Origin of the sequence: Bradyrhizobium sp. 134, assembly GCF_023074155.1 — a bacterium.
In the GTDB taxonomy this organism is placed as follows: domain Bacteria; phylum Pseudomonadota; class Alphaproteobacteria; order Rhizobiales; family Xanthobacteraceae; genus Bradyrhizobium.
The window spans coordinates 1-25,762 of the sequence record NZ_JADPKX010000077.1; the positions used below are offsets into that span (position 1 = coordinate 1).

At 58.1% G+C, this 25,762-nt stretch carries 18 protein-coding genes and 2 pseudogenes; 13 read left to right on the forward strand and 7 right to left on the reverse strand.

The features are described from left to right. Positions 1–660, forward strand: a 660-nt coding sequence (locus IVA75_RS34510; RefSeq protein ID WP_247359319.1) for an IS701 family transposase, incomplete at its 5' end; no start/stop codon positions are given. A gap of 314 nt (positions 661–974) precedes the next feature. After that, entirely contained in the window at positions 975–1,340 is a 366-nt protein-coding gene (locus IVA75_RS34515) for an alpha/beta hydrolase (RefSeq protein WP_247282783.1), read from the forward strand. Here the strand turns inward: IVA75_RS34515 and IVA75_RS34520 are convergent. Further along, positions 1,337–2,860: a hypothetical protein gene (locus IVA75_RS34520; protein ID WP_247282784.1), complete on the reverse strand. Its 1,524-nt coding sequence runs from the start codon at positions 2,858–2,860 to the stop codon at positions 1,337–1,339. The genes IVA75_RS34515 and IVA75_RS34520 overlap by 4 nt on opposite strands. Positions 2,861–2,933: 73 nt before the next feature. Further along, positions 2,934–3,365, reverse strand: a complete 432-nt coding sequence (locus tag IVA75_RS34525; protein WP_247282785.1) for a hypothetical protein — start codon at positions 3,363–3,365, stop codon at positions 2,934–2,936. A gap of 232 nt (positions 3,366–3,597) precedes the next feature. Here IVA75_RS34525 and IVA75_RS34530 point away from each other — a divergent pair, with 232 nt between their 5' ends. The 7 genes from IVA75_RS34530 to IVA75_RS34560 all read left to right on the forward strand — a co-directional run bounded on the left by IVA75_RS34530 (position 3,598) and on the right by IVA75_RS34560 (position 13,773). After that, positions 3,598–3,963 (forward strand): hypothetical protein, encoded by a 366-nt coding sequence (locus tag IVA75_RS34530; protein WP_247282786.1) that lies wholly within the window; start codon positions 3,598–3,600, stop codon positions 3,961–3,963. An 18-nt stretch (positions 3,964–3,981) separates the two neighbouring features. Beyond that, positions 3,982–6,282, forward strand: coding sequence for a restriction endonuclease (locus IVA75_RS34535; RefSeq protein ID WP_247282787.1), 2,301 nt, complete (start codon positions 3,982–3,984; stop codon positions 6,280–6,282). 311 nt (positions 6,283–6,593) lie between these two features. Further along, complete coding sequence (locus IVA75_RS34540) at positions 6,594–8,411, forward strand: SIR2 family protein (RefSeq protein WP_247282788.1); 1,818 nt, start codon at positions 6,594–6,596, stop codon at positions 8,409–8,411. Next, positions 8,411–9,862, forward strand: a complete 1,452-nt coding sequence (locus IVA75_RS34545; RefSeq protein WP_247282789.1) for a nuclease PIN — start codon at positions 8,411–8,413, stop codon at positions 9,860–9,862. Before IVA75_RS34540 ends, IVA75_RS34545 begins: the two co-directional genes overlap by 1 nt. A 146-nt stretch (positions 9,863–10,008) precedes the next feature. Continuing rightward, positions 10,009–11,535: a hypothetical protein gene (locus tag IVA75_RS34550; RefSeq protein ID WP_247282790.1), complete on the forward strand. Its 1,527-nt coding sequence runs from the start codon at positions 10,009–10,011 to the stop codon at positions 11,533–11,535. A gap of 226 nt (positions 11,536–11,761) precedes the next feature. Continuing rightward, positions 11,762–12,502 carry a hypothetical protein gene (locus tag IVA75_RS34555; RefSeq protein ID WP_247282791.1) on the forward strand — a complete coding sequence of 247 codons (741 nt, stop codon included), beginning with the start codon at positions 11,762–11,764 and terminating at the stop codon, positions 12,500–12,502. A gap of 179 nt (positions 12,503–12,681) precedes the next feature. Beyond that, positions 12,682–13,773 carry a CHAT domain-containing protein gene (locus tag IVA75_RS34560; protein ID WP_247282799.1) on the forward strand — a complete coding sequence of 364 codons (1,092 nt, stop codon included), beginning with the start codon at positions 12,682–12,684 and terminating at the stop codon, positions 13,771–13,773. Between the two features lie 346 nt (positions 13,774–14,119). Here the strand turns inward: IVA75_RS34560 and IVA75_RS34565 are convergent, their stop codons facing one another. Continuing rightward, the gene (locus IVA75_RS34565) at positions 14,120–16,951 is read right to left on the reverse strand and encodes a hypothetical protein (protein ID WP_247282792.1); all 2,832 of its coding nucleotides are present in this window, start codon (positions 16,949–16,951) and stop codon (positions 14,120–14,122) included. Between the two features lie 211 nt (positions 16,952–17,162). Next, positions 17,163–17,519: a hypothetical protein gene (locus tag IVA75_RS34570; protein ID WP_247282793.1), complete on the reverse strand. Its 357-nt coding sequence runs from the start codon at positions 17,517–17,519 to the stop codon at positions 17,163–17,165. Between the two features lie 275 nt (positions 17,520–17,794). On the opposite strand from IVA75_RS34570, the gene IVA75_RS34575 reads away from it, so the two are divergent. Further along, positions 17,795–19,420, forward strand: a complete 1,626-nt coding sequence (locus IVA75_RS34575) for a hypothetical protein (protein WP_247282794.1) — start codon at positions 17,795–17,797, stop codon at positions 19,418–19,420. A 78-nt stretch (positions 19,421–19,498) separates the two neighbouring features. Here IVA75_RS34575 and IVA75_RS34580 read toward each other — a convergent pair whose 3' ends face one another. After that, on the reverse strand, positions 19,499–19,678 hold the full coding sequence (locus tag IVA75_RS34580; RefSeq protein WP_247282795.1) for a hypothetical protein: 180 nt from the start codon (positions 19,676–19,678) through the stop codon (positions 19,499–19,501). Between the two features lie 421 nt (positions 19,679–20,099). Further along, positions 20,100–21,293 (reverse strand): HNH endonuclease, encoded by a 1,194-nt coding sequence (locus IVA75_RS34585; protein WP_247282796.1) that lies wholly within the window; start codon positions 21,291–21,293, stop codon positions 20,100–20,102. Positions 21,294–22,093: 800 nt separating this feature from the next. On the opposite strand from IVA75_RS34585, the gene IVA75_RS34590 reads away from it, so the two are divergent. The 3 genes and pseudogenes from IVA75_RS34590 to IVA75_RS34600 form a co-directional block, all read left to right on the forward strand. After that, positions 22,094–22,687, forward strand: coding sequence for a hypothetical protein (locus IVA75_RS34590; RefSeq protein WP_247282797.1), 594 nt, complete (start codon positions 22,094–22,096; stop codon positions 22,685–22,687). Between the two features lie 129 nt (positions 22,688–22,816). Next, the gene (locus IVA75_RS34595) at positions 22,817–24,808 is read left to right on the forward strand and encodes a hypothetical protein (RefSeq protein ID WP_247282798.1); all 1,992 of its coding nucleotides are present in this window, start codon (positions 22,817–22,819) and stop codon (positions 24,806–24,808) included. A gap of 437 nt (positions 24,809–25,245) precedes the next feature. Continuing rightward, positions 25,246–25,383, forward strand: a pseudogene (locus IVA75_RS34600) (DUF736 family protein); the annotation flags it as partial. Between the two features lie 55 nt (positions 25,384–25,438). On the opposite strand, the pseudogene IVA75_RS34605 reads toward IVA75_RS34600, so the two are convergent. Then, positions 25,439–25,660, reverse strand: a pseudogene (locus IVA75_RS34605) (IS256 family transposase); the annotation flags it as partial. Positions 25,661–25,762: the final 102 nt, after the last annotated feature.

A 25,762-nucleotide genomic window follows, 5' to 3' on the forward strand; every position in this document is an offset into this window, starting at 1 on the left:
ATGATCGCACGTGCGATAGCCGCGTCTGTACCATTCAAGTGGGTTGCCGGTGACACGGTCTACGGTGTTGGCGATATCGAACAGCAGCTACGGCGGGCACGCAAAGGCTATGTGCTCGGTGTCAGCAGCTCTCATGTCTTCCGATCCTGGGGCAAGCGACAGCCGGTCTCCGGCAAGGCCGAAGACATCGCCCGGACGCGGCGCCCGTCCGACTGGAAGCGATTGTCGGCGGGAGCCGGAACCAAAGGACCGAGGCTGCATGACTGGTGTTATCTCGAACTGGCCGATCTCGAGGTCGACGAATCCAACACTGCAAATCAAGGTCTGTGGACGCGCGGTCTGCTGATCCGTCGCCATATCGCTGATGGCGATCTCGCCTTCTTCACCACCTGGTGTCCAGCGGGAACGTCCATCGAAACGCTGGTGGCGGTCGAAGGCCATCGGTGGGCGATCGAGGACAGTTTCGAAACCGCGAAAAACGAATTCGGGCTCGATCACAACGAAAGCAGGTCCTGGCATGGCTGGCATCGCCACGTCTCCCTGGTGATGCTCGCCTTCGCCATGATGGCGGCGATCCGCCATCGCGCCAATCCGCCACCGCCCAAAAAAACAAAACGCCGCCACCCGGCAAAAGCCAAAGCACACCCACGCCGCCGCTGATCCGTTGGTCAATCCAGGAAATCCGCCGCATCGCCATCAGGCTTGCTCGAAAGCGGATCCAACCCGCGCATGTCATCGCATGGTCATTCTGGCGCAGAGCCCACCAGGCTGCCGCTCAGCGCGCGCATCTCAAAGCAAAACAGCAACTGTAATGCTAGTCCAAGAAGGAACTCGTACTCGATTCATTTTCCGGCATAAGTCTCCAATAATACGCGTCGGCAAGTCGCGTGGGGTAGCAATGAACGCATCGGAACTCCCCGAAACACAGTACGCCCAGAGTGGGGACTTCAGTATCGCCTATCAGGTAATGGGCGATGGACCAGTCGATGTCCTTCTGGTGCCGGGCATCATCTCGCACATTTGATTTTCAGCACGAGCTGCCGGGTTATACTCGTTTCCTGCGCCGGCTGACGAAATTCGCGCGTGTCGTCACTTTCGACAAGCGAGGACAGGGCATGTCCGACCGATTAGCAGACATTCCTTCGCTCGAAGAGCGAATTGACGACGTCCGCGCAGTCATGGACGCGATCGGCTCAAAACGGGCAGCCCTGATAGGCTTCTCGGAGGGAATTCCTCACGGCGCTATTTGGGAGCGCGCGTGCGGACGGCTTTGCTTGCTTGCGCGGGTACACCGCCCGACCGCGGGCGTCGACCGAAGGCGACGACCTCGCCAAATTTAGTTCCGCTTCAATTCAAACCCGCGCAGCCCGAGCATTACTTGCGCGTTCTCCCTCCATTTATCTGCTTCCAGCGCTGGATAGCAAAGCAACGGTCCCTCAAGAGCAATCTGATTGCCGGCTTCTTCGCAGCCGTAAGGTCGCGCGAGATCCGTCGTCCAGGTATAGCTAACCTCGACGTCCGGCCGTTGACCGCGGGTCACCGCCTCTGAGACCTCGACCAACGCCGCCCATGTTGCGCGCGGAAATTGGCTGAGGAGCAACGGCTCGAGTTGCTGGTTGTTATCCCACATTTCGATGATGCCGTCGGCCGTCCACGCGTTGAGCGTGGCGGTCCGTTTACGTTTCAGCTGCCCGATCCAATCAGCCAAGTGGCGGATGAACCTTGATGGGTTTTCAAAGGGGCTATCCGGGCAGTCGACCTGCGAATCATAGGTCGCGCCCATTAACGCTGCCAAAATCTCGTTTCGCCGGGAAACCTCATACGTCATCCCGTTTGCGGCCAGCACAGGCGGACATTGTTCGGCGATCAACTCATTTCGCCGGTCGACGAGGTCCACGATGAGGTCTTCCCACGTCCTGCGATTTCGAGGCAGTCGCGGATTGCCGATCGCTTTTCCATGAAGCTTGGCTTCTTCGTAGAGGGATTGCGCGACGACGCTGGCTTCCTGCTTGGTTGCGACCAACCAACATACCTTGCGCATGGCGGCGATGGCCTGACTATACCAAGCAAGGATCATGGTCGGGCTGGTCGCGACCGGGATGGCAGCCGGATCAAGCAACTGCGGTGAAAACAAATGTTGCGCGTTCGCTGCTTCGAATAAAAGCTGAGCTTTGGTCTCTTCCGTCGAGATGCTAAATAGCTTTTCACGAGAATATCGCCGCTCTCCATGTTCGACGGCCTTGGCGGGCGTCATTTCGCGCGCCCAATGAATGCGACGCCGTTGGCTGAAGTCCGTGCAGCCGAGCAGCAAGCCTTGATGTTCGACCAATGGATAAATCACGGCTTGATCCGGCTGACCTTCGTCCCGTTGGAAGGTCTTGTTGCCGATAATCGGACCCATCGCTTGATAAACGGCTTTCTTTCGCAACTCGTCATCCGGCTCGGGTGGAATTATCAAGCCTTGAGGATTGGCGTGCAGAAGCGCCGCCATTGCCATGACGTTTGCTTGAAGAGCGGCAAGGTTGCGCCTGACAAAGTCGGTGTAAGGAATGCTTCCCTTACGGAACAAGCGTCCCTCGACGTCGGCGACGTACCCCCGATCTTTGAATCGTTGTTCCATTTCAGCGAAAGGCGACAAGCTAAAGTATTCGAGCAATGCCGGATTCAAAGGCTGCAAATGAACGGTACGATCCGGGTATTGTGCGCGGGATATCGCTAATATCCGTGCTAGATCGACGTCGCTGAAGGCGAGCGTGCTATCATAATATACCGTAATTTGATACGCTACATCGCTCGGGTAGAGAACCGGCGACTGGTTACCGTCATCCAGACGGGCCGGAAAATAATCTTCCGGCAACATGTCGTAGATTTCTTGTTCCGTTTGTTAGATTCTCTTAAGCGTGCTGAACGACATCGTGTTCCCTGGCGTGGTCTTATTTGATTTTGTTGAGGCGATCGAGGGCTGCCGCCAGTTCGCCGTTCGACACGTCTTCCTTTGAAATGACTTCCCCGGGCTCGCCTCCGGAAACCGCAGTGTCAAACCCAGTGATCGGTTCGGATCTGGCGGCCCCAGAACGCGAATTGGCCGAGGCGACCGGCTTTTGACGCGCGACTAGCTTGGAGGCGGGTTCGGCGGTGTCGATGGGCTTGGGCGCGGTATTGACCGAGCGTGACGCCCTGGCATATCCGACCCTGATCTGATCGGCGGAAATGAGCTTTCCGTCGGATCGACGCGCGCCGGCGCGAACCAACAGCGAAGCAATGCCGCTCCACGTCAGGCCGTTGATGGTCTTGAGAGCCGCGACGTGGCGGGCAAGGACCCTTTCCCGGATAATCCAACGTCCCACCTGGAGGAAACCGAGCAAACCCTAGCAGCTACAAAATGCTCTCTTTTCATACGAAAAGGTACATATTGTTCTGGGCACACCTGTGCATCACCGGATGCACGACAGTTGCGAATCATTCGCAAGTCAGTTTTTGCTCCGCCAACAACAACAACCTGCAATAGCTGTTCTTATTTCGTTCGCGTCGTGGAGAGATGGCTCTGGTGTTAACGAGAACCTACACAGTCGTTAGACAAGTTGGAGCTAGGTCAAATTGGTCTATTTAGTTCAGCCTTCCTTCTCCGACCAGACGACGATGCTCGGATTGCCGCAGACGAGCGGCCTGACTGTGCGTGAACGCGCCCTGATCGACCACGGCCTCAAATGGTGGCCGACTAAAAAATACGTGGCCAATCTCGACGGCAAGGGCACCAGCGCAAACTGGCGTCTGGAAATCTCGAGCCTTACGCGCGCCGAGGCAACCTATCCCACTGAGGGCGTCCCGTTCGCTCTCATCCTGACACTGGAATACGAGAGCGGCACGAAGCCGATTTTCCAGACGTTCCGCCAATATCTGCAAACCCGTGCGACGGCTGTCTTCGAGATCCAGGTCGCGCACCGTGTGCGACAGCGCGCCTAAAGGCATGACGAGACCACAATGGCTGACTACGACTTTCACCAGCTCTCGCCAGATGACCTCGAGATCCTCGCGCGCGACCTGCTGCAGGCGCATTGGGGTGTCACGATCGAAAGCTTCAAGTCCGGTAAGGACGGCGGAATCGATCTGCGATATGCAGTCGGCACCGGCAAGATCATCGTTCAAGTGAAGCACTTCGTCAGAACCGGGCTTGCGGGGCTGATGAGGGAGTTGTCCAAAGAAGCAGCGAAGGTCCGCCGCCTAAAACCGACCCGCTATGTTCTGGTCACGTCGGTTCCGCTATCGGCAGTTAACAAGGATGCCATCGTCGCGCTCATTGGAGCCGACCTGCTGACGCCAAGCGACGTTATCGGTCAGGAAGGTCTGAACAATCTGCTCGGCCAGCACCCCGAGATCGAAGGCAAACACTACAAGCTTTGGCTCGCCAGCCGCGCCGTTCTCGACCGCGTCCTGCACAATGCCGCAGTCACGCGAAGCGAATTCAAGGCCCGTCAGGTTCACGACGAGGCCCGACGATACGTTCAGAGTGGTGCGTATCCACAAGCGCAAAAGATGATCAATGAGCAGCGCGTCGTCGTAGTGGCAGGGCCGCCCGGCGTCGGCAAAACCACACTGGCCAATCTCCTGCTCTACGAACACCTTGCGCGCGGCTTCCAGGCCGTGGTGATCCAGCGCGACATTGAAGAAGGCCTCTCGCTCTTTCAGCCCGGCACGCCACAGATTTTCTATTTTGATGACTTTATGGGATCGACCTTCCTCGGCGACAGGTCGTCCGCGCTCACGAGCACCAGCGACAAAGCCCTCCTCGAATTCATCGCGATGGTGCGCTCGACGCAAACAGCGAGAATGGTTCTCACGACGCGCGAGCACATCTACTCGCTTGCGATGGATAAGTCGGAGCGGTTGCGCCACTCCGACATCGACGATCTGCGTGTCTACCTGCGTATGCCAGACTACTCCTTCGCGCAGAAGGCCCGCATCCTCTACAACCACCTGTATTTCAGCGACCTGCCGGAAGAATATCAGGATGAGCTTCTTCGGGACGACTGTTATCTTCGCATCATCAAGCACGAAAAGTTCAATCCGCGTCTAATCGAATGGTTGTCCAGCTTCCGCAGGATTCGCAGCGTCGCCGTCCGCGACTATCAGACATTCATCGACAATCTGCTGCGCGATCCTTCCGAAATCTGGCGTCATGCCTATGAACAGGAAGTCACCGACGCCGGACGGTCCATGTTGCTGGTTCTTTTCTCCATGGGCGGCAAGGCGGCGGGAGTCGCGCTGAAGCCGGCTTTCATAAAGCTGCACGAGCACCGCGCCAAGCGTTACGGGTTCGCGACGCGACCGGAGGACTTCAAGTCGGCCCTACGAGAAATCGCCGGCACCTTCATCAAGCCGTTCGGCACGCACGGCGTCGAGGTCATCGACCCGTCCGTTCTCGACCTCTTGAACGCAATTGTCCGTCGAACCCCGGAGAATGCGATCGACGTGGTGGCCGCAGCTCACAATTTCGATCAGATCGAACATGTGTGGACCTTTGCGAAAGCGCAGAGCAGCGGCGCCGTCCTGGAGGCTTTTCGGCACAACGACGGCCCGATTGCCGCCTCGCTCGCGCAACGCATGACCGAAGGCCGCCGCATTGACATGGGTAAGGGCGCGGTCGGCTACCGAGGTCCGACATTCGAACGGCGATTGACGGTCGTCATCGACATGGCAGATCGGCTTGGGTCGTCCTCGATCGCGTCCCTCATCGCGCCGCTTTTCGCGCGTCTCCAACAAGAGTGGATCACCGAGCGGCCCGACATCAATGACGGCGTTGACGCGCTTCGCGCGCTCGATGGCGCGCGCTCTGTCGATCCCGTCACTTTGGATGCCATGACGGCCGCGATCAAAGCCGCTTTGCTCGAAGACGTTCAAGATGGGTGTCGCTCTGACGAGTTGCGCGAGCTGATCGGTGTGATCGACACCTCCGACGCCGATGCCGATGCCGCGCTTTCGCCAGCCCGTGCGGCATTCGACGCATATTGCGCAGGAACGTTTCAGGACGAGCTGCGCGAATGCCGCTCGCGTGAACAGTTCGACGGTCTCGTTGAGGATCTAGAGCTCTTCCGCGACCAGCTCGGGGTTGATGTGTCTTCGCTACTGACACGAGTGGAAGAGGCGAAAGGCGAATTCGAGGAGCATGAGGACGCCTATGCCGACCACATGCAGGACGAATATAAGGAGCGATGGCGTGACGAACGCGCCAGCGAGCGGAGCGTGTCCGACATGTTCGGCTCCCTTCGCGAGGATCGGAGCTGATTGTCAGTTTGCTGTTAGCTCTGCCAATAATTTCTGATGAACTGGGCCGAGCTGTCAACAATGCAAGCGAGAATGTGAAGCCGCGGAGCCCCGTTCAAGCAATAAAATTGGGCTGCGAATGGTGTTGACGAATAAGGTAGGTATGCGAATAAGATACAAAAGTAGTTTAAAGGGAATGACTTTACAGCCACTTGCCATCTTAGAATCAATGAGCGTATTTCGGGATCGGTTGAAGGAATAACACCATCAAGCCATTTAAATCCATCTCCGCCGCGCAACTCGCGACCGCCTTCGATCTCAGGCCAAACCTGGTGGCGTGGTTCCTCGGCGCTGGTGCATCGGCCGCCTCCGGCATTCCGACAGGCTATGCCATGATCCAGGATTTCAAGGCGCAAATCTTCTGTCGTGAGAACAACCTGTCGAAGCGTGAGATCGATACGGGAGATCCAATCTGGATCGAGCGAATCGACGCCTTCTTCCGACGAACCTCGCTGTTGCCGCCTGACGGTGACCCGACGGAATATGCGAAAGCCTTCGAAGCGGTCTATCCGGAGCCCCGCCATCGCAGGCAATACATCGACGATTCGATTTCTCGGGGCACGCCAAGCTTCGGACACAAGGTGCTTGGAAGCCTGATGGCGGCCGGCAAAATCAACTGCGTTTTCACAACGAACTTCGATCCGCTCATCGAGGAGTCGGCGCTTTCGGCAAATGCAATTCTCCCAAATGACGACCAAAACCGCCCCACGGTGGCGGCTATCGATTCCGCCGACCGCGCCATGCGGTGTCTCAATGAATCCGATTGGCCGTTGGTCGCGAAGCTCCACGGCGATTATCAATCGATCGCAATCAAGAATACTGGATCGGAATTGGAGAACCAGGACGCCCGTATGCGGCATGTGCTGGTGGAAGCTGGTAAACGGTTCGGATTGATCTTCGTCGGGTATAGCGGACGCGACGCCTCGATCATGGAAGCCTTGAACACGGTTCTCGACGCGCCGTCGCCATTTCCCAACGGATTGTATTGGCTCACTTCGTCAGCTTCGCGCTTGCTGCCCGCTGTCACTGAATTCCTAAGCCGGGCGCAGACGGCCGGTGTGGACGTGGCAATTGTCGAGTGTGCAACCTTTGATGAACTTGCGGCCGAAATTATCAAGACGACCGATCTTCCCCAACCACTCTTCGATCGAGTGATGGAAGCGCGCCCGACACCGCGCTTGGTGGCGGTGCAATTGCCTATCATCGACGCCCGGGCCTTTCCAGTCCTGCGCTATTCCTCGCTACTAATCGAAAACATGCCGCGTACCGCCCGTCGTGTGAAACTCGCGCAGCATACGACCTCGCCTGTCGTCCGGGAGATGTTGAAGGAGAACGGCGTCAAAGCGATAGTTGCGGCGCAGGGGCGAGAACTGGCCGTTTTTGGCAGGGATCAAGACATGCTCGATGCGCTTGAGCCGCTTGGAGCAACGCTAGGCGGCGAAGTCGAGCTCGATCCGATCGCCGACAGTTGGGCCATGGGTCTTTTATATGACGCGCTGGTCAGAGGTTTGGCGCGCCGCCTTCCGCTAATTCCGCGCTACAAGCGCGCCGGACATTCCGTCGTCATAGCGTCACCACGCGAGGGAGACGATCCTGAACGAGCGCGCCGGAATGCACAGCTGCTGTCCAACCTTCGAAACGCCTACAAGAGCGACCTCACGGGCATTGTTCCCGGTCTCGGTTTTTCATTTCAGGAAGGTCTTTTCTTGAAGCTAGAACTCGTCAATGGGCGATGGTGGTGCGGTTTCGAGCCCTACACCTTCGTCCATATTCCGCGGCCAGAAATCCCCCAGCATGGCAATCCAGATCATACGGAATTTCCCGACGCGGATCCTATGGGTGCGCGTCCTGACCGGGGTGGCGATCCGGCAGGCGACTGGCGCCGGGAACGCTGGGCACAGCGGTACAACAGGAACTGGGCGAGTATCATTTCGGAGTGGGCACAGCTGCTCAGTAACACCAGTGGCGGGACGAAGCGCGCATTTGGGCTGGAAGATGGAACCGGAATCGATGCCGTGTTCGAGGTCTCATCTATCACGGGCTGGAGCCGCCCCGGCCATCACCACGTCTATTTCGATAGGACTACGTGATGAGCAGTCCAGCCCTTTTAACAAAGCTTCCTCCGTTCACGCTGCTGGACGAGCCGGACCTGTGCTTTTCGCCCTCTGACGCAACGCATGTCGATGTTCATCCGCTTCGCGGGCTTGCGAATTTCGGACCCTATTCGAAGGGGTCGTTCGGCAGCTTCACTTCGCGCATCAGGATCGCAACCGTGGGCCCGGACAGCGCCTTCAAGCGACGTGGTGAGTTGATGTTGTCGCTGCGCAACGCGCATCGCCCGACCGACAGGTCTGAATATGTCCCGCACTATCCAGGGTTCGAGCGACTGTTCCATGTCGCGCTCGACGCGGCACCGCGCGACGCTCACATCAAATGGCCCGAGCATCTGCACGAACTGCCCGGTGAGGGCGATGCTCAAGCGAGGCTCTTTCTCGCAATGGAGGCCGCGCTTCGGCGTCTCGATTTGGTTCGCAATGAATTTGACGTTGTACTTGTCCACTTTCCGGACAGCTGGAACACGGCCACACGCGGTAAATATTTTGACGCCCATGACTCGCTTAAGGCACTAGGCGCTAAGTATAATATTCCGACGCAGGTGTTGAACGACCGGGCTTTTACATTCACGCACAAAGCGTCGCTTGCATGGCGATTGGCAACCGCACTTTACGTTAAGGCCGCCGGCACGCCGTGGAAACTAGCTCCGTTGAAAGGCGTGCCTCCAGACACAGCCTATATCGGGCTTGCTTACGCTCTCCGCGGCGACCAGCGGGACGCGCATTATGTGACGTGTTGCTCGCAGGTGTTCGACATGGACGGCGGCGGCATGCAATTCGTGGCCTTCGAGGCCCAAGACCCTGTTGCCGATGTCATCGAAGCGCGCAGAAATCCGTTTCTAAGCCGCGACGATATGCGCGCCGTTCTCGCTCGTAGCCTATCACTTTACCAAGGGCGTAATGGAGGCAATCTGCCTAAGCGGATGGTCATACACAAAACTACGGCCTTCAAGGACAGCGAGATCGAAGGCGCGTTCGATGCGCTGGCTGGTGTCGCGGAGATCGAGTGCGTCGAGGTCAGTTCGGCATCCTGCTGGCGTGGCGTCTGGCTGATTGAGACGGGCGTACAACGACCACCGAGCAAGCCGTCGGGCTACCCGGTGCCTCGCGGAACGATGGTCATTCGTTCCGGCAATTCTGCACTCGTCTGGGTTGCCGGCAATGCGCCAGAGGTCTCGACCAAGGGCGATTATTATCAGGGTAAGAAGAGCATCCCGCGACCGCTACAGCTGATCCGTCATGCGGGCAGAGGGCCGCTTGAATTGACGGCTCACGAGGCGCTGGCATTGACAAAGATGGATTGGAATAATGACGCTCTCTACGACCCGGTGCCAGTCAGCATCCGATACTCGCAACGGCTCGCGCGAACGATCGCGAACGTCCCGGACTTACCGCGCAACGTCTATCCGTATCGGCTGTTCATGTAAGCGACGAAGTCACCAAACGCTCGTCTGCGGGCTCAAAAGCAATCAACGGTGCTGTTTACTACAGCTAGCAACCCCTTTCAGCGGCGAGATCGTGCATAAGCAAATAAATGGCACGGCCGCAATGAAATCTATGGAGCCGATGCCAGATGAGCGAAGATATCGAAAATCAAGAAAGTAATTCTGCCGACATCTCTCTCGAACACTTCTTTCGGCAAAACGGATTAGGTTTTGGTGGCAGAGACATATTCTGCATCGGCGGCGGATCAATAATCTCGCGTGTCGGTAAGATTATTCTTCTTCTTCTCTCGTTTTACGATGAGCATAAAAAGTCGCTATTGAGCCAGATCATTGTGATCGCACCCCCCGGGTCTGGCCGGCGGTTAGAGCATTTGAAGGCGCAGCTGGATGCCGGAATTGAGAAGGGCGAACTACGTCCGCCCGAAGCCAACCATCCTGACCAACGGTTTCGATTTGTCGAACTGTCCGACTTGCGATCTCAGTCAGTTATAGATGCGCTCGTTCCGGAGAAATGCGCGATCATTGTCTTTGATGCCGCTGAATTTAGAAACCAGAAAGTCGAAGCGGTATCTTCCGGAACAAGCCTACCGGAGGATTTCTGGGTTCCGCAGGTTCAATCTCTGTGTTCGGATTTGCTTACGATAGCGACGAGTATGAGTTGCTACATCGTGCTCGATACGGGCGAGCTCGTCCCGAGACGATCAGCTAACATCGAAATCTTGAAATCGCTCGACAATGTTGGCCTCCTTGCTGGCGAAATGCCCGATAGCACGGAATCGATCCTCGGCGACAACATCGCTAGGTGGGATCAGCTCATTGCAGGAGGGCGTATCGGTGTGGTCATCCGCGATATTGAAGCGCTCGATTTGAGCCAGGAAGAAAAGGCCTTCCAGCGCGTTCAAGTGTTTCATCGAGGCGGCTTGCATGGCCAAGCTCTCGAAGAGATCGAGAAATACCCCATCACTGCCACTGATTCATTCGTGCTGGCGAAGTTGGCTCGCATTGCAGCTGACGCTGGGGCGATCTTATTAGCTGCCAAATTCCTGGAGCCTGCGATCAATGGTCTTAACAACGTGGAAGAGCTTGCCCTTGCAGTCGATACGGCCGCCAAAATCTCGGAGCCGGATCTTGAAGCACAAGCGGCCGCTCGTCTTGAAACATTATTCTCGGAACACGCGATCCTAGTGGAGCGGGCCTGGAGGCAGCTTGGCCGTGCAGGAGACTACGATGGTCTTGGGCTTTGGCGACGAACCAAGGCAACGCGCGAACAAGCGATCTTTTTACCGCACTTTCCGCATTGCTGCCCAAACAAGGAATTCCTGACTATGGCCGCGATCGAAGCGGGTTTGTCGAAACGCTTCGAAGACCAAGTCCAGCACATCAATGCTATCTTGACACGCGATGCGCGGCTGCGCTGCTTGCCGATCCACGCACTGGATATTGCAACGCGTCGACCGATTGTGTCGGCAATCACAGCGCGATCGGTTATTGACGTGGTTGAAGAGTTGGCGCTCGATCGTGACGAAAACGGCCAGCTTCGGGTTTCGTCCGAAGAACTCAAGTCCCCGATTGCCCGCGTCATCGAATATCTAGCGAGCAATACGACCGACACGCATACCCGCACGCGTTTGCTGTCGACGTCACCGGTACTCTAGGCATAGCGTTGGTCGCAGCTATAGTGCTCGATTTCCTAGGACGGCCGCTCGATCTGATCGATGACGACGATGAGCAAGGCTTTTCTGCTGAAGAGTTCTCGACAAAAATGACGCACTCAAGCAGGTTTTCCGATGGCTATCCGAACAATCGCCGATCTCTCTCGACCGTATCGTGCTGCCAAAAGAGTTGCTAACTGAGCCGGCGGATAAGCTGGCGCCCGCGGTCATGCAGATGATTCAACATACAAGCGGTCACATTCAAGACGATGCTGACGTCAATCAAATGATGATGTGGGTGGGCCTTGGCATCGGGATTAACGTCCACACAGCGTCGCAAAGTTACGACCTTCCGATGATCCGCGTCGCGGCCGGCGCTTATGCAACGGCTGGGCGCGTTCAACTTGCGCGAGACATGGCCGAGCAAGCACTGAGGTTGGGTCAAAACACCTCAGCCCGGATGCGAATGAGCTGGTTTGCCGTAGCCGATATCTACCAACGGTTGGGAAACAAACTTGAAAGCTTGATCGCGTTCGCGTGCGCCGTCGCCGGCGATACAACTGTGACCAGCGAGGAGGCGTGGCACGAAATCAACGGGTTGGTACGTCTGTTGAGAGACATTGGTTTGATACCGACGGCCCGGCAAATTCACGCCAAGGGAGGTGAAGTGTTAGAGCGCATGGGATTGGCCAAGGCTAATGCGCATCGCCATGAGTTTATGTCGTTGTCTTTGGATGTGACAGAAGCAATAAAGAAGCCCGACGATCTTGAGGCGAGACTTCCTGGCCTTCTAGACCGGGCGGCACAGGCTGGCCAACAAGCTATCGATCGTCGATCCAGCAACGATCTTACTGGGACAATTGATAGCCTGGTCGCGGTTAGCGAACGTGGAGATCTCGAAATCTGTTGTCGGTTTATTCGAGAAGCTTTTGCCGAAGGCAAGTCAACCCGTCGCAGCGATAGCCCGTAGTCTTTCGTCGAACCAACCTGATGCAAACGGCATCCTGAAAGATCCATCGAAATATCGAAAGCGCACGCTATGCGGACGACAGTGGCTTCGATGCGCGTTTTACTGCAATCGCGGCACATCGTCTGTTAGCCACGGACGCGGCGATAGAGGATGGGGTCATATCGACATTCGCCGTGGAAATGCTCACCGACAGAGCGATCCCGGCGCCAGGTTGGCAAATCACGTCCAAACCACTTCCCGGACTGGAGAAGATCGAGGATGCAGCGGATATCGCGAGAGGCGTCTCTCAGGAAGGTATATCGGTTGTCTTGTTAGGAACTGATACCGAGCAACGTTTAACACGTATCGACTGGGTTGATGGGCATGAAAGCGTTACGAAGGAAGCGAGCGATGTTTTCTCCGTCAGTGATTATCGTGATTGGACCAGTGAGTTTCCTTTTCGCTACGGGATCGACGAAAAGACAGTCAATCTATTTTACAACACTACCGATCGTCTCCGCGTTACTGACATGCCAGACGGCCCCGTCGTCGTTGTTGCCGATGCAGAGTTGCAACAACTGCCCAGTAATATTATTCGGATAGGTGACGACTTTGCGGGCCAGAAACGACCGATGGCTTCTGCGCCTTCGCTTTCTTGGCTAAAGGCCGCGCGTGCAAATCCACCCGCTACAAATGGTCGAATGGTCGCCTGGATTTCTCAAGAAGATAGGCTTGGCGAGACCTTCGTTGCAATCGCGGCGCGAATAAGCGAGGCGCTAGAGAAACACGGGATCGGACTTGATACCGGGCCAGTCATTCCAAGAAATCTCGCAGAATCAGAGCTTGTCATAGTCACGGCCCACGGAGGACTTGGTCTTGATGGACGTTTTTTCCAGAGGGTCAGCGATGAAGGTCGCCTTGTCACGACCGGCCGGGAACTTGCAGCGTCACTCCGTAATGTCGGTGTTGTCGTTCTCTTCGTTTGCAGTGGTGGGCGGGCGGATAAGGTGCCGGACGCTGTCACCACGACAGGACTGGCGAAGGCCATTCTCGATCAGGGTTGTTCAGCGGTCGTGGCATCGCCTTGGCCATTGGATTCTGTTGTTACCTACCAGTGGCTGCCAACATTCCTTGCTAACTGGATGACCGGTATGACTTTGATTGAAGCAAACTTCCTAGCAAACCAACATGTTGCAAAGGCACTCGGTGCTGAGCCAGCTAAGGCTTTGGCCATGCACGTATACGGTGATCCTCTGAGGCTTCATCGCAGTAAGTCAAAGGAAGTCGGATGATTTATCTGTGTGGCTGAGTTTCGGCGCGATGGCGAGAACGCTACCGCCCGCGCGCCAATACAATACGATTCCAGAAGAGAAGAATGCGCTTCGGCGCTCATAGCGCGGAATGGCCATCTTGCTGATAGCCTGGAAGCGAAGCAGGCCGGTAGGACAACGCACGCGCTGACCGGCTCGCCTTCGGTGCGGCTGTACATGCCGTCCACTATCTTGAACCATCGGTTCCGAAATCTGCGTCCAGCAACGGCTTCGCTGGTCGACGCCGCTCAAACTGCCGGCGGAATTGCCGGGAAATGAGCCTGAGCCTTTAGCTCAGCCTGATCAAGTATTAGGCTAACGTTGCTTTTCACGAACGCTTCGGCAAGAGATCCAGATATCCCGTGTCACCGATGGAAGCGAGGTAATTGATCGCCTGTATGATGAGGTTTGTGATCTCGGGCGCATTCACCGCGAGGCCGTTGACGAAGATGGCCCGCATGCTGGCTCCCTGCGTCATATACGTCCACGCGTCGGCATGCTTGCATTTGATGAGGGCGGCAAGCGCACGCGCTGCACAATCCGGGAGCTTGGGCGAGGCCTTTGCCAGCCGGTCGAGAACACTGTAGGGATCGCTTGGTGCAAAGCCGGCCTCAGCCGCGGCGGCAATTTGGCCGATAAGCCATTCATCGGAGATGCCCTTCCTGAAAAAGAATTGTCCGAGCGCGCCGATTTCGTCGCGGAAGCTGTCGGGTGTGGATGACGCTTCTGCCGCGGCAAGGCGCCTCTCCCAGTACGACACCGCACGCGCGCGAAGCGGCTCGGGCAAATTCTTCGGCGGCAGTTCGAGCTGCTCGCCCAGAAACCACATGGCGTGCTGAAGCGCACGCGAAGGCGCCGTATTCCAGAAGCGCTCAAACAACGCGTCGGGCAAGGCATCGCCGATGTAGAGAATGACAAGATACTCGGCGAGCCGGTCGTCAACATGCCGCTGGTCGCGGGCGTAGCCAGGATCGTTTAGCGCATCAATCTCGGTCTCGTAGCAGCGCTGCATCGCGCAAGCGAGGACACTCACCGGGCTATTGTCGGCGCTAAGATGCGCATGCCATGCCGCGTCGCTTAGCGTACGCGACTTCTCCGGAAAAAGCGTTTCGAGGTGTCGCTTGAGCCAGTCTTCATCGAAAAAGAAGAGCCATTGGAGAAACCGCCCGAGAATGGCGCGTGGAATGCGGCCATCGGCCGACATACCGGCCAGCTCTGCTTCCAGGACCCGCCTAACTGCCGGCAGCTTCTCAATCATGCCGCGCGGCGGTTTGCCGATAGCGGCTTCATCGACTTTGCTCATCCAGAACAGGAAGTACATGAGGAGCTGCACGGCAGCGCCGCGTGACGTCGATCGCGCACCGTGATGCGGGAACTGGCGATAGCTCTCTTCGAAGTCATCGGAATCCGGTTTGCGCGGCGCGCTGCGGTAAAGCGCCAGAATGAGACTTTGAACACGCGACGCGTCGGCGGCGGCGATTCCTTCGTTGCCCCGCCCGAGGCCGGACGTAAGCACGTCGATGGCAGCCTTGCGGGCCCAGGACCAGTCGGGATCGTCGCCTTCCATGCCATTTGCGCCAGACCGGGAATCTGAATATGTGATCGCCTCAACGAGGTTGAGCACACCAGCCCACGCGATGCTGTTTCCATTGTTTGAAGCAAGTGAAAGTCCTTCAAGCAGCCGTCGCACATAGATTGGAGCCAGGCTCGCAAACGTTGCTGCATCTGTGGAATAGCGGAGCGGGTCGGCATTGACCGCCTCGCGCAGTTGCTGAGCAAGCGCGGTCGTCGTTTCGCGTTTTTCTTCCGCAGTTGGTCGCCATGTCTGAAGAAACGCCACGATCTCTTCGATCGGACGCGAAGAGAAATCAGGTGCAGTCAACGGGCTCACATCGGGCTCGTCAAACTTACGCCGCCATGCATCCGGGTCGCCAAGCTTTTCGGCGGCCAGCCGCCGCTCCTCGGGCACCACGTCGCGCCAATGCCAGATGATGTCCCTGACGATAGAGGCGTCGCGCACATTCTGCTCTTCGGCCGTCGGCGGTCGCTTCTCGACTTCCTCGAAGCGCTTGTTCATTGGTTCACGGAAGCGCTCAGGTACAGCATCGACGAAAGCGAGGATATCCGATTGTATCTTGGGTGATAGCGATGGAAACCAACTGCGCGCGAGTTCCCCGTACTCCAGTCGCGCCCACGTGGCGTCGATGAGCTCCTTGTCCGCCAGAAGCGCTTGCGCGGTCTCTGGCGCCGAGCCGGGCCCGAACGAGAGCACGTGCAGTGCGATGCGGATGAAAAGTTTCCATCCATAGCCTTTGATGCAGGCTACCACATTGGCTGTGTTTGACGGCTCGATTTCGGTTACAAGCTTGGCGGCACGGGTCAACTCACCGACGAGAGCATCGATGACGTCGTGCTTCACGCCGTGCTCCGTCACGCCGCCAGACAGGTAGTAACTGTAGTCGTGCGGGGGCTCGTTCGACACTTTACCTGACGCTCGGAGCGCTTGATCGAGCAGCCAAGCGAGCAAATGCACGGCTTCCAGTTTGCAAACGGGAGCAATGGCGCGGACGGTCTCTGGCAGAAAATGCTCGTACATGTGCCGGCTGAACAGCGTGGCGAGCCGGCCATTCTCGGAAAAAACCTGAAATAGCGCCCGCGCGATCCGTAGCGCCGCATCGCCCTGGCCGTCCGTCGCGAGATTGCGGATCAGATCGTAAGGGCTCTGCGCCATGATAAAGCGCGCCTTTGGCGTCAGCCACCCCTCGGCGACGTCAACGAGAGACGCGGCTTCAGCGGCAGGAAGGGCGGCCAGGATTGCCATACCCGCCAGTTGCACATCCGGATGGGTGGAACGTGCGACGCCTTTGAGCGCTTCAGCGACTTGCGCCCGGCCAGCATCGTCGGCTGTCTTGGCCATGCGAAGCAAGTAGCGGCTTGCCGGCCACTGGCGCAACCGGAGGCTGTTGCCGGAAGTCTCGTCTTCCTCGGACGAAGGCCCAGTCAGCAGATTTCGCTGCATGAGTTGCGGGAGCCAGTCCGGCGTTTCGAGCTCGTTGAAGAAATGCCACAGCAACGGCAGCGCGCCTGGAATCTCCTTGGAAAAGCTGGTGACCGCAGCGCTTCGGTTCGGCATCGCCACCAGTTGGTCAATCCTGTGCATGAAAGCGGCATCTTTCCTTGGAGAGCAATCATCAAGCCGCGAAGCACCACATCGATCGGTGCCTGCCACGCGGCGCGAAAAGCGTCATCGACCGTCGTGGAGTGGTGCAGCGCGCGCCCCCCATGGGCCTGCCCGTGGGCTTGCGAGATGGATTTCCATGCCCGCGCGATATCGCCGTCCGGTGCGAGGTCGAGGCGCGTGACGATTTTCTCTATTTCTTCCTTGTGAGGCGCGGCCTCAATTGGCCTGAGGCGCGCAGCACAAGGTCGTCTCCATATCCAAGCGTCCGCAGTGCCGTTTTTGCCGCCTCCAATTTTTTGAGCTCTTCTTCCGTCGGCTGAATGGCTACATCCATCGGGACATCGAGCGTCTGCCGCAGAATAGATTCGAGCTCGCGTAGGGCGTGCGCGGCCAGCGGGGCAGAAACGCGCAAGGGCAAGCCGCCAGCCGCGAGCCGGCAGAAATCGACATAGCGGTCTGCGATTCGCTTGCCGAGCAGTCGTCGAACCAGGGCTGTCGTGTCCTGCTGCTCGCGCGAAAGATCTGCTGTTTGACTGGGATCGTCCATAAGGGTTCAAAAAGGCATCGGTCAGACAGTAGAGAATAGCGCTCGCGGGTCCGGAAGACTAATTTTCGAGGCTGCCTCTTGTTATTGCAGCGGATGGATAGCCCTTGGCTGCAAACCGGCCTGGGCTTGCGCATGACCGGTCACCCCATCGCAGCGGGTGCGCTGAGCCATGACCGCCACTGCCGATATCTGCCATTGACTCCAGGGCCGGGAAAGCGCGGGATTCTGGATGCGAATCAGTAGGCCCGCCGGCGTGCCGGGAGAAGTTTTTGCGTATGCGATTTCGCAACCTTGAAAAATATCAGACCGGGAAGACGGGCAGCACGCTTCAGCTAAGCATCCCGCTACCTCAAACGCCTGACGGTCGGGTCTATCGATACTCGCCCAATGAAAATGCGCATCCGCGCCATTTTGTGCTCGGGCAGCGGGTCGACGGCTTTCCGTTGCCTGAAAACATGACGCCGAGGATGACGCACCAGCCAGGTTTTCCGGAGACGGTCTGTCCTTACAGCGGCATTGTCGCAGAGGATGATGACTTTACTCACCCCGACGATCGCGCCGCTGCCTTAAAGCTGGTGGAGCACGCGTTTCGTGCCGACGCTGCTGCGCAATTCCATGACATGTTTGCGGATATCGGAAGGAAATTTTCGAGCAGCAAATTCATTAAGGTCGAGACGGGGCTGCGGCCGGTCGCCAAACCCGTTCCGCGCTTCGCGCGCAGCGATCTTTTGCGCGAACTGGTTTGCGACGAGTGCGGACGGGACTATGGCGTATTCGCCATCTCGCTCTTCTGTCCCGATTGCGGCGCACCGAATATCCATCTCCACTTCGCCCGCGAGGCTGCGCTGGTCCGCGAGCAAGTGAAGCTGGCTGACAGCCTTGGCGAAGATCAGAGCGAATTAGCGTATCGATTGCTGGGCAACGCGCACGAGGATGTACTGACCGCTTTCGAGGCCACGCTGAAGACGATCTATCATCATAACGTGGCGACGCGTCCGGAAGGCTCGCCCGAGGTGAAGCCAGTCGGAAATGCCTTTCAGAACATCGAGCGCGGGCGGAAGCGTTTTGGTGAGTTTGCGTTCGATCCGTATGGCGCCCTGTCGCCGGACGAGTTGGCGGTACTCACGCTAAATATTCAGAAGCGTCATGTCATCGGGCATAATCTTGGCGTCGCGGATGCCGCCTTTGCCGAGCACGCGGCCGATGCCCGTGTGGGCGAGACGGTCCCGCTGGTCGGCGATGATATTCTTCAATTCGCGGAGATAGCCCAGACGGTCGTCAACGGCATCGATGGCTGGCTGGCGAATGGCGCGCAGCCGCCAGTCGAGAACGTGGCGAGCAGTCCGGTGGTTGCGCTCGCGGCCAGGGAGTCTGCCCCGTTGAGAATTGGTGAACTCAGCCCGCTGGCTATCAAGATAGGCTTGTGGGCGTCTAAGGAATCTACGCATGGCTACAGCGATTTTGTACCTGAAGACGAGTTGATCGCGGCATTTCCGAACGTCACGATTGATGAACTTGGTTTTGCGGTCGCCGAGCTCGCAAGGGACGACTTCGTGAACACGACGTCGTACATCGGCCCGCGCCTCCCGCGCATCACCACGACTCCCAACCTGTACTTCACGTTCGATCCTTATGCACTTCAGACAGATCCAGCCGTCGATGCCGCGACGCTCGTGGATTTAGTAAAGGACAAGAAGGATTTCATCGGTGCGACCGCGCTCCATGAAGAATCTGGATGGCCGCTCCGCCGCTTCAATCCCGCATTCGCCTATATCCTCACGCAGATCGACGACCAGCGCGTGTCGAAAACTAATGTCCCTGACTATCCGGCTTATGGGTTCGTCATGATGGATAGTGACCGCGTCGATCTGCATCGCTTTGCGTCGCGCATGCGCAGATAGGCAAATCGGTAGGCATAGACCCGGGTCAGCGCAAAAACGGCGGCCACTGCATCTCGCAGTGACCGCCCGCAACAAGGCCTAGAAGCGGCTTATCTGGCCGTTTACACCCAATACGCCCCCGCCACGCTGCCCGCGCTTCTTGCGCTGTTCGGTCGCAACCGCAACTTTCAGCGTCTTCAGGGCTTCGGCGAGCTTGTCGAGCTCATCGAGGCGCATGGCGGGCAGGCGTTGCTTGAGGGCCTTCAGTTCTTCAGTCATGGCGATTTTCTCCTTGCCATCCGGCGCAGCCAAAGCGACTGCGAACCAAATTAGTATCCGACGAAAAGAAATCGCCCCGTTCGTAAGTCTGATCATAAGATATTGATGTTATTTAGCTTTATGGGCTAAACAGGCGTTCGTCTATTACATTGCGCCTGCGTAGTTTGGATGATCCGGCGCTACCGCGAGGCGCTTAGACGGTTTCGCGGAACACGTTTGTCTCGGCGGGGCGGGCACCGGATAATCCGCACAGGTTATGTTGTGACGACGACAAGGGCGTCCCCGCGCGCCTCGGCGCGCGGTCAGGTCCTACGGCGCAGAAGGCGGCGCCTCGGACGGGCTCCGCCCTGGCGGGAAACGGCCCTTGACGCAAGCCATGGTAATGCAGCGCTCCGCGATCCTACGTACCTCACCCGCCACACTAAACTGGAGGCGATTGCGCTACCGTCAGCACATGGCTGATATAGGCAAGGGCAAGTTGACGTGCGGCGGTATCGTTCAGCCCAGTGACATGCTTCCACCACGGCGTCGCACGATCGGCAAACAGCTCCTTTAGCTTTTCCAAATGCTCCGCGGTCAGTGGTTGATCCGGCACGCCGCCGCAGTTTGCCCAGGCGAAGTTCAGGCTGTCGCGGATCACTCTGTCACGCTCGGCTGCTTGGTGCGCTGCCAATGCTGGTCCGAACACAGCGCCGAAGGCTTCTTGCCGCTTTTCCGCGTCGTCCCGCTCGTAGTTATAGATCGCCTGGACATCCGCGACGTCGAAGTCCAGGCGAACCGCAACTTTGAGGGTCTCGCTGGTGCGGGGATCTAACGCGTAGACGGATGTCCGGCGGTCCCCGGAATAGTTGCGACCGAGGCAGATGACGGCGCGATGGATGCCGAAGTATTCTACGTAGCCAAGAATCAAACCTGTCTCTGGATTAGCATCAATCGCAACGCAGTGTAGGGGTGTCCCCGGTAGCCGGCCACTCACCAAATCATCGGCGTAATAATATCCGAAGCAAGGCTCCGCATCGGCTTGGCGTAGATAAGACAAGGCATCGCGGCATAGATCGATAGGAAGATGGGCGTTGTGGGCCAGCGCCAAGGCACTTTTGACGAGAGACCTGCCAGACAATGGGCCCCCAAAGTCCAGATCAATGCGCATCACACCATTCGCGTATGATTGTCGGGTCTCGGCGCCGGCCAAGGCCGCTTCGACGTCCAACTTCGGATATTTGCGCTTTATCCCATTCAGAACATCGAGCGCTTGGGCGACCGACCCCGCCTTCACCTGGATACTCTCACCGCTCGGGGTCAGCGTGCGATTGATCTCCGGCCGAGCCATTTCCAGCTGACCGCCGGCATTCAGCAGGAGGTTCTCACCGGCAGTGGTGATGACCGCCATGCGCAAAGTGCGTCCGCGTTGACGCTTTACGCCGAAATGGAGAGCCAGAGGCCGAAGCTGCTTCTCAAGCGCCGCATCCCAAGTGTGACCTGAGCGGTTATTGCAGTCACCGTGCAGGAATGCGCGAACTGTTTGGCGCCCGCCGATCGCGCCGGGAAGAACGTGCTCCTCGGAGTCGTTGTCAGGCTCAATGTCCCGGCCGCAAATGGCGCAGATGGGTTGCACTCGCTCTCCAATACGCAAACGACGGTCGGGCATGGAGCTTGCTAACGTCCTGCCCGCTCTCACCTTGTTGCGCTCTCCGCCTAAAGTGACGCGGACATCGTCACACAGCGGCTCCGACCTCACCAAAAAACTGTCCCCGGGTCTGTCTAGGCCGTCCACGCGCGCCCCGGGCGGGGCGAAGGCGCGCGATGGCCGGCTCCGAAAAAACAGCCCCCAATTCGGGACGCTTTCCAATCAAACGCAGCGGAAGCAACACGCAGAATCCATAGGGCGAACGAGACTAACAAAACGGACGTACAATCTACAAGAAAGCTCGCGATAAAGGATTAGCGCACGCGAGGGCGCAGTCGCTCCAAAAATTACATAGCAATTTCAATTACATATGTGTTCGCACTTTTATTCACTCAGGCGCGCCATTTGCGTACAAAACCGCGAACTTTTCCGTTCTGGTTCTGTTTGCCGGCAATCACGGGCTGCAAGATGTCCTTGCTGCCCACAATCCGGATAGCCCGATCGTCGACTTCGACCGCTTCAACGATCTAGCGGATGTACGTCTTGCGGGTATTCGTGTCGCCTGCATCGAGCTTTTCATTCGTGAGCCACGCGAAAGCGTCAATCTTCTGCGCGTCGATGACAACCGCTGTCGCCATGCCGACTGCGATCGTGCCGTGGCCGCACATATGCGAATATTGCGTGCCGTCGATATAGATCAGCCTAGTATCTCCTCAACACGCGACAGCGAGTGCTATATCGTTCAGGCCATAATAGAATTGGACCCGGTGGCGGTGGGGAGGGGTGGCATGCTTTCTTATCTTACAGCCGAAGCTGCTTTTGTTCGGGCGTTCTGTAACCGAAGCCTGCTGTTGATCTTTCTTTGTGCCCTAACCAGAACTGGCGAAAAGCTCGGGAATGCTTCAGCTCTCGGCCTGTCGCTCAACATCAATCCTGGCATCATCGTGATATTCGGACCACTGCTTGTCGTTTTCCTCCTCGTTGGCCTGAAAATCGAAGCTGACAGCCTGCGCGTGGCGAGGGACGTCGTCTTGAGCGAAGCGACTTCGCTACCTGCCTCGCTCAAGCGGCCCGGTATTGCGGTCTTGGCCCTGTTTTTTGTGCCGGTCATGAGTACGGTGTTTTTCATCATTCAGTATTTGCTGAACGTTGTGCCCCACGGGACGGCCTGCAATCAATATTTCTGGAAGCAGTTCTACGATCCCGAGTACCTCATGATCGGCACCGCCTCGACCTACTGTGTTGGGAACATCAGCGATAATATGCCGTGGATCTATCCACCATTCCAGATTTACCTCTATCTGATCTGCCTGATCGGCAGCATCCGTATGAGTTATGCAATCGCGAAGCAATGGTCACAGGCTCGAGCGTTATCGAAATGAGCCAAGCATCCAAAAATTCGTCGAGCTTCGCACATGCTCGAGTTCAGGAGATGGTACTGTAGCGATAGATTGGTGCGCGACTTTCCGGTCGTAAGAACGCGCACCGCGTCATTGTGAGGGGAGGATGGCATGCGCCTGCGTTCTTTGGCTGGCCTGTTGGCGTTTCTGCTTATCTTGGCAGGTGTGGCGATCGCTTCATGGCGTTCGTCCTTACACAGCGTCGCGGAGTACGCGGCTCTGGACGAGGAGGCGAAAGCGATCGCTTACACACAGGACATTGTTCAGGCAGGGACGCAGCCCGCGGCATGGGATACGCGGCTGTTCTTGCCGGCGGGCTCGCTTCGAGATGCGGCCCGACTCCTCGTCGGATCGGAATTTAGCTCTCAGGTGGCGAACAGCGACGGCGCGCTTCCAGCAGGCGCCTTTGTCGCGCGCCTTGATAGCCTCAAGGTCGAAACCGAGGCATCGCGTCTTCGTCCACACCTGGAAATAACCGTGGGGTTTCGACCTGCTGGAGGCTCAACGTGGTGGAGTGGCGCGTCGGTGCGGTTTGCTGTCGACGCCGAGTTTCTTCCCACGGTCGGCGCCAATGACACGCCGGCTGTGCTGAAGATTGTTCCAGCGCGCATTGCCCCGGTTACCGGTCTGCATTTTTTCGACGTTGCGGCGGGCAAGCTTGCCTCGGAGGTTCTCTCTCATGCCGTCATCGAGCGCTTCGCCCAACAGCTTGCGATTCCGCTGCCGCCGCTGAAGATAGAGTTCAAGCTGCCGGTGCACCTGGCGGTGGACCAAGACCTCGTCTTTCCTTTTCAGGGCGGATATCAGCTCCACGCCAAATTTGATGGCCCCGACGTTAAAGGTTCGTTCGAGGCACCCTATCCTCTCATGACGGCGTCAGGGGTTTGGCTGCTCGGAGGCGCCAAGGTCACGTTCAAGACTCCAGACCCACTGCCGGTTGACCGGGCGGCCGCGCGCAGCGCGATAGACCTGAAGCGCAATCAACTGGCCGCCACTCTCGGCGCTTTCGACGTCGCGGGAAATGACGTCGAGGTTCGGTTGCCGGTCCGTCCGTTGCTGGATGCCGCGAAGGCGGTTTCGGGTCGTCAGTTCGCTATCCCAATCAGCACCACACGCGCCAACGGCGTGATCGCCGAGGGAAATGTTCTAAAGGATGACTTCCTCGGCGACGCCGGCGTCAAGGTCACGCCACAGCACGCCGAGTTTGTCTCAGGCACGCTCAGCGCGAATTTCGCCCAACCGAGCTGGTCTCCAGATAAGGGTCTGACCGTGAGTGTTGATGTTCAGGCCGCAGTGCGAGCGGCAATCCATTACCACCTCTCGACCGGAAAAATTGGAGGCGGGGTTGGAGGAGATACGACGATTGAAGGATCAACCGGCGGTACTCTCTCGTCGCAGATCGCTGTCAGCAGACAGGAAACACAGAAGGGAACGGCCATCATCCTGCAACCTGAGTTGTCATGCGTGCGAATTGCGGCGGACATTTACAGTCAGGCTGCGCTGGTGAATGTCGGCTGGGTCAAGGTCGGTAGAATCGGCGTGCGCGTGAAGAGGAATGTCGGCGGTGGCCGTCAATCACCTGTTTCCCTGGTCGACAGCCTGCCGCGGGTTTACGGGTTAGGTGCGCCGCAGCCAAATGCGACGGGAAAGCCGGAGGGTTTGCGTTTGCCAAAGCCGGCAGTCGAGATCCGGTGGTCGCCGACATCCGTGGTCATGGAAAATGACGGACTCAGGATCCAGGCTCGCTTGTCGATGAGCGGCTCCGATACGCAGCCAGGCGGGCCCCCCGATAGCGATCGGAGCGCCCTTGCGGACGCACTGCGTGAGCAATCGAAAGAGGCGCCGTGCGCGCCGGAGCAGGAGCTCGCTCTTCTGGTCGATAATGCGGAGATCGGTCCGCACAATGAGATCGTGAAATTCCTCGACGACTCCGTGAAGGCGGGCATCCGGGTCGGACAACAGACGGTTGACCAGATCAACAAGCTGCGGGAGAAGCCGATCGACACCATCAAGGAGGCTCCCGGCAACATAGCCCGTGAAACCGAGAAGGCCGGCAAGTGGCTCGGCGATCGGACCGGCATCCACATCCACTCGCCCTGGTAGTTTGCGCAGGCGCTCGTTGCCGCGCTCTCCGAACCTGCAGACAGCTACGGCCCATTCGGCGGCGTCGGCGAACGCTTGCGGCCTTGACATCGTGGAGCTGGCGGCGGCGGGGGTGAGGCCGACACGGGAGGCGAGCAGACGTCGTCGCCGGTTTGTCCGAGGGGCGCCCCGATCACGTCCTCGATGTGGCTGGTCTGACTGAAGCGCGATGGCGCTATCGCGCCGTCTCGATCTTGATCCCGCAACGGCCGTCGCCAGCTTTTTTCCTCTGCGGCTGCGCCGCATTCCTCGCGACGCAAAAAAAGGTCTCTGCCGGCCACCCCCACTGACGTTCCGGCCCTTCGGGTGCGGGCCGATCGCCTCCAGTCTGTCGACCGCTATCGACGTCGCGACAGGCGCGACCCGAGCAACCCTAAAGGACGACGACCACGGCGACCATCGGCACCTTCACCTCCACCGAGAATGGCTTCACCGGCTCGATCCGCACGCTGACGCTGAACGTCAAGCTGGTGCGCTTCGAGAACGCCCCGAGCACGGGCCCGCACTTCCGCGTTTACTCCGGCGCCGTCGAGCTGGAGCTATCGCCAAATTTTGGTGACGGCCGGAGCCGGTCAGGCGGGCGGTTATGGGCTGACGGTCGGTCGGCTTGGCGATGACCTCGATCCCATCATTGAATGTCACACCGACAACGAGTTTTGGCAACTGGTTGTGGCCATCGAGACGACGGCAGCTTCTCTGCGCGGCCTCGAGCAGTTTGAAGACCATCGCGAGTGCCGTCTTGTTGGACAGGCAGCCCTTCGATCGGATGGTGCGGTGGCGAACGGTGGCGAAGGTGCTTTCGATGGGGTTGGTAACATGAGATTTCTCGGTGCCAACGTTCCGCTGCGGTGTTCTGCGTCGTGGCGTATGGTGCGACCATCGGGACAGAGGCACCGGGAGCACGATGTGCGGGCA